3 protein-coding genes are annotated in these 4,085 nt (G+C 60.6%); all 3 read left to right on the top strand.

Annotated elements, in window-relative coordinates:
- Nucleotides 1-839 precede the first annotated feature (839 nt).
- The 3 genes from cysQ to QZ292_RS09885 all read left to right on the top strand — a co-directional run bounded on the left by cysQ (nucleotide 840) and on the right by QZ292_RS09885 (nucleotide 3,604).
- Complete coding sequence (gene cysQ, locus QZ292_RS09895; protein ID WP_294601092.1) at nucleotides 840-1,694, top strand: 3'(2'),5'-bisphosphate nucleotidase CysQ; 855 nt, start codon at nucleotides 840-842, stop codon at nucleotides 1,692-1,694.
- The gene (locus QZ292_RS09890; protein ID WP_294601090.1) at nucleotides 1,678-2,769 is read left to right on the top strand and encodes an agmatinase family protein; all 1,092 of its coding nucleotides are present in this window, start codon (nucleotides 1,678-1,680) and stop codon (nucleotides 2,767-2,769) included. The genes cysQ and QZ292_RS09890 overlap by 17 nt, the downstream gene beginning before the upstream one ends.
- A gap of 106 nt (nucleotides 2,770-2,875) precedes the next feature.
- Nucleotides 2,876-3,604 carry a hypothetical protein gene (locus QZ292_RS09885; RefSeq protein ID WP_294601088.1) on the top strand — a complete coding sequence of 243 codons (729 nt, stop codon included), beginning with the start codon at nucleotides 2,876-2,878 and terminating at the stop codon, nucleotides 3,602-3,604.
- The last annotated feature ends 481 nt before the right edge of the window (nucleotides 3,605-4,085 follow it).

Below are 4,085 nucleotides of genomic sequence, written 5' to 3'. Positions count from 1 at the left end.
CTCTTGCGGTTCTCCGAACCGCCGGCCTTGTCGCCCAAGCCGCGTAGCGGCTTCGGGGGGAGTGGGCGACAGGCCGAACGGGGTAGAGGGTTGGGCGGGGCTGTAGCGGGCTGAAGCCCGCGCGCCCCTGCGGGTCGGTGCCGCTCGGCACTCGAAAGCTGTCCGTGTCTACCCTAAAAGAATCGCCGGGGGATTTTCAAGGGGGATGTGGGTTCCCCTTGAATGTGCTCTTTGCCTACTTTCTACCATATAGTAGAAAGTAGGGGCCCCCGCGGCCAACGCGTTCGCGTTACGGCGCGGAGCCTTTATTGTTTCCCGAGACTGACAGCCGCCCGACGCTTATCGGATAAACGAGTTTTTCCCATGGCGCGTGGTCGAGCTTCGAGCCGGACGGAACTGCCCTGCGCGGGCGGCGTCCGGGTGACCCCGGCGGGACGGAGCGAAACTACGTTTCGCTGCGGCTGGGTCAGCCCAATAGGGTAGAGGTTGCCTGTTAGGGTAGACCCGGCCATTTGTGAGTGCGACACGCTCCGTTTATTCCGAGAGGCAACGCAATTGAAAACCGTAAGCGCGGTAGTACGCGTAGCTGGGATAGAGCCTCGTCACGCCGAAATATAAGCGCATGCCATTGGTACTGCTGACAGTCGAAGACCAGCTGTAACCACTGTCGCCGACGCCCTCCAGCGCGCCTGTATCCCGATGGCGGAAGCCCGGGGCGGGCCACGAGATATTTTACAGCCTTTTTGCCCGAAACGACCGGCTCCCCCCAGACGGAACCGGCGGCCCGATTCTCAGTCCGCCGGCCTTTTGAGACAGAGCCTTTTTACATACAGTGAGTTATGATAGAGCGCGAACAAACCGATTTTTTTCTGGTTCAGGCCTATAACGCCGCCATCCGTGCCGGAGCCAAAATCATGGAGATTTACACCCGGTACGACGACTTTTTCGTCGGTCTCAAAGCCGACAGCACCCCCATCACCATCGCCGACCGCGAAGCCCATCGGCTCATCCAGCACTACCTGAGCGCCACCCGGATTCCCCTGCTTTCGGAAGAGGGCCGCGACCTCTATTTCGACGAACGGCGCGGATGGGATCTCTACTGGCTCATCGACCCCCTCGACGGTACCGAAGAGTTCATCAAACGGAACGGCGAATTTACCGTTAATATCGCCCTGATGGTCGATAATGCGCCTTTTCTGGGCGTGATCTACCTGCCCACGACCGAGACCCTCTACTTCAGCGACCCCGACCGCGGCTCCTTCTGCCGGACAGGCGTCCGGCCCGAGATGAGCGCATCGTTTACCATCGGCCAGCTGTTTCGCGACGCCCAACGCCTGCCGTTGGTTTCCGAGCGGAACTCCCCCCTGCGGGTCGCCGTGAGCCGCTCGCACGAGACCGAGTCGGTGAAAGAAGAGATTCTTCGGCTCCAGGAACAGCTCGGCGAGATTCGGATCGTCGAATACGGCAGCTCGCTGAAAATGTGCCTCGTGGCCGAAGGCTCCGTGGACTGCTACCTGCGGACTACCCCCACCTCGGAGTGGGACACCGCCGCCGGCGAAGCCATTGCCCGCGGAGCCGGAGCCAGCGTTCGGTCGCTGGCCGGCGACGAACTGCGGTATAACGAAGAGTCGCTCGAAAATCCCCCGTTCATCTGTCTCACCGCAGCTTTGAAAAACTATGACTGGAGAAGGTAAGGGATTTGTAACGAGAGATTTGAGCGCATTCTCGCCCGACGATACCGGAGTGGCGAACGGAAACTATTTCGGGCTCCCGTTTGCGGAGGACGAGGCGGAACTGGTGCTGCTCTCCGTGCCTTGGGACGTGACCGTTTCCTATAACGGCGGGACGGCAGCCGGGCCGGAGGCCATTCTGGCCGCTTCGACCCAGGTGGAGCTGCGCGACGCCCACTATCCGGAGGGCTGGCGGCGCGGGATCACGACCGCCCCGGCCGATCCGTGGATCGCCCCGGCATCGGAGCGGCTTCGGGCCGAGGCCGAACGGGTGATCGCACATCTCGAAGCGGGAGGCGCCGCGACCGATCCGGAGATCGCCGCATCGCTGAGCGCGGTGAACGCCGGTTCGGCCCGCCTGAACGACCTCGTTTTTGCACAGGCATCCTCGTATTTGGCGTCCGGCCGGCAGGTGGGGCTGGTGGGGGGCGACCACAGCACGCCGCTGGGGCTGATGCGTGCCGTAGCGGCCCGGATGGCCGGCGAGGGGAGGGATTTCGGCATCCTGCACATCGACGCCCACACCGATTTGCGCGAGGCGTACGAAGGCTTCACCTACTCTCATGCTTCGATTATGTACAACGCCTTGCAGCTGCCCGAAGTGACGCGGCTGGTGCAGGTGGGGATTCGGGACTTCTGCGGCGCCGAAGTCGAACTGGCGGCGGCTTCGCAGGGCAGGGTGGTACAGTTCGATGACTATACGCTGGCCCGCAACGCGTTCGAAGGGATTTCCTGGGGAGGGCAGTGTGCCGCGATCATCGACCGGCTGCCGGAGAACGTCTATGTGAGCTTCGACATCGACGGCCTTTCGCCGGACAACTGTCCGGGGACGGGGACGCCGGTTCCGGGAGGGCTTTCGTACCGCGAGGCGGTCTATCTGCTGGTGCGCCTGGCGGAGTCGGGACGCCGCATCGTGGGGTTCGACCTGACGGAGGTGGCGCCTCAGGAGGGCGACGGCGAGTGGAATGCGAATGTCGGCGCGCGGGTGCTTTATAAATTGTCCAACCTCTGCCTCCGCTCGAACCGGCAGGGACTGTAACGTTTGTATATCATAGAACTTTGGTATGGCTTCCGACAGAACGATAAAATTCGAATATAAAGGCTTCACCTCCTCACCCGTACCGAATGCGAAAGATAGAAATCGTTTGTACGGAACCATTATCGATCCGGATACCGGTAAAGCATGCGAAGATTGGGGCTATGCGGCGGACAATCTGGCGGAAGCGGAAGAACGGTTTCAAGGATGTGTCCGGCAGATTATAGCTCAAAAATCGTATGCGCTCGAGGTGGATCGGTGGAAAGAGCGTGTCGATTGGAAAACCGTTGCCTCCGTTTATAACATCCTTCCGGATGTTTTCCGACAAAGAGCGCTGAACAAGGAGGTGGATCCGGAGCTTCTTCAGCATGTCGAGGGAGGAGATTACGCGGTTCCGCTCCATTACATTACCAAAGCCTGGGACTATATTCTCAAAGGATCTCTCGGCCATTGGGCCTGGTTTATCGGGCCGGAGGAAGAGATCGATTTTTCCGAGGAGAGCTTGCAAGAGTTCCTGGAAGAAAGCAACGCGACACGGACCCGGAATCAGGCTGTCGAGGACAATGAGAAGATGAAGGCGGTTTGGGCGGAATTGTTCGGAATCGACATCGATGCTTTGGAGATCGATTTCTCGAAATTCGATATGCATTTTCCGCCTCATGTCACGGAAGAGGAAAGCATGGATTATTTCTGGAATGTGCTGGACGGTGTCAATGAGTGGGTGCTTGGCCCCGTGAACGATCCCGATCCCTCTTATGCTTTACCCGATTGCACCTCCGCTTTAATGGAGTTTGCGTGCGAAATGGCAAAAGATTGTTTTTCGGAAGAGGAGGCCTGATCGGGGGGTAGCGCTTGAACGGCGGCGGAGCGACAGCGGAGCCGCAGCGAGGCAGACACGGTTTTCGCGCCGCGCTTGGGGCGGAAACATGGGCTGTGCTGTTGGTCATGCTTTGTTTTTAGCTGGTGCGACCCTTTAGGGTCGCGCAGTCCGACGCCCCGGCAGGCGGAGGACTGCAATCTTCACGGGCTTGATTGCGTCTCCGCTGGCGCCGGATTGCGTTGGGCTGAGACGTAGCGCGATTCGCAGAATCGCCGGGTCTGCGCGCTGGGCCTTCGACTCCACCCGGGGAGCGCGTAGCCCGAACCGGCAGACGACTTGGGTCGAACTTTTACGACCCTTTGGGGCGCCGGCCTTGTCGCCCGGCTTCGGGGGGATGGGCGACAGGCCGAATGGGGCGGGGCTTTGGGTAAAAATATGGGCTGTGCTCTTGCGACCCGCAGGGTCGCGCAGTCCGACGCCCCGGCAGGCGGAGGAGTGC

Origin of the sequence: uncultured Rikenella sp. (assembly GCF_910577125.1) — a bacterium.
GTDB lineage: Bacteria > Bacteroidota > Bacteroidia > Bacteroidales > Rikenellaceae > Rikenella.
The sequence above is the reverse complement of the archived record's forward strand: the minus strand, read 5'-3'. Positions and strand labels throughout refer to the sequence as shown.

Bases quoted from the DNA above. Each gene is read 5' to 3' on its own strand.
- cysQ (WP_294601092.1), top strand. From the start codon at position 840: ATGATAGAGCGCGAACAAACCGATTTTTTTCTGGTTCAGGCCTATAAC.
- QZ292_RS09890 (WP_294601090.1), top strand. From the start codon at position 1,678: ATGACTGGAGAAGGTAAGGGATTTGTAACGAGAGATTTGAGCGCATTC.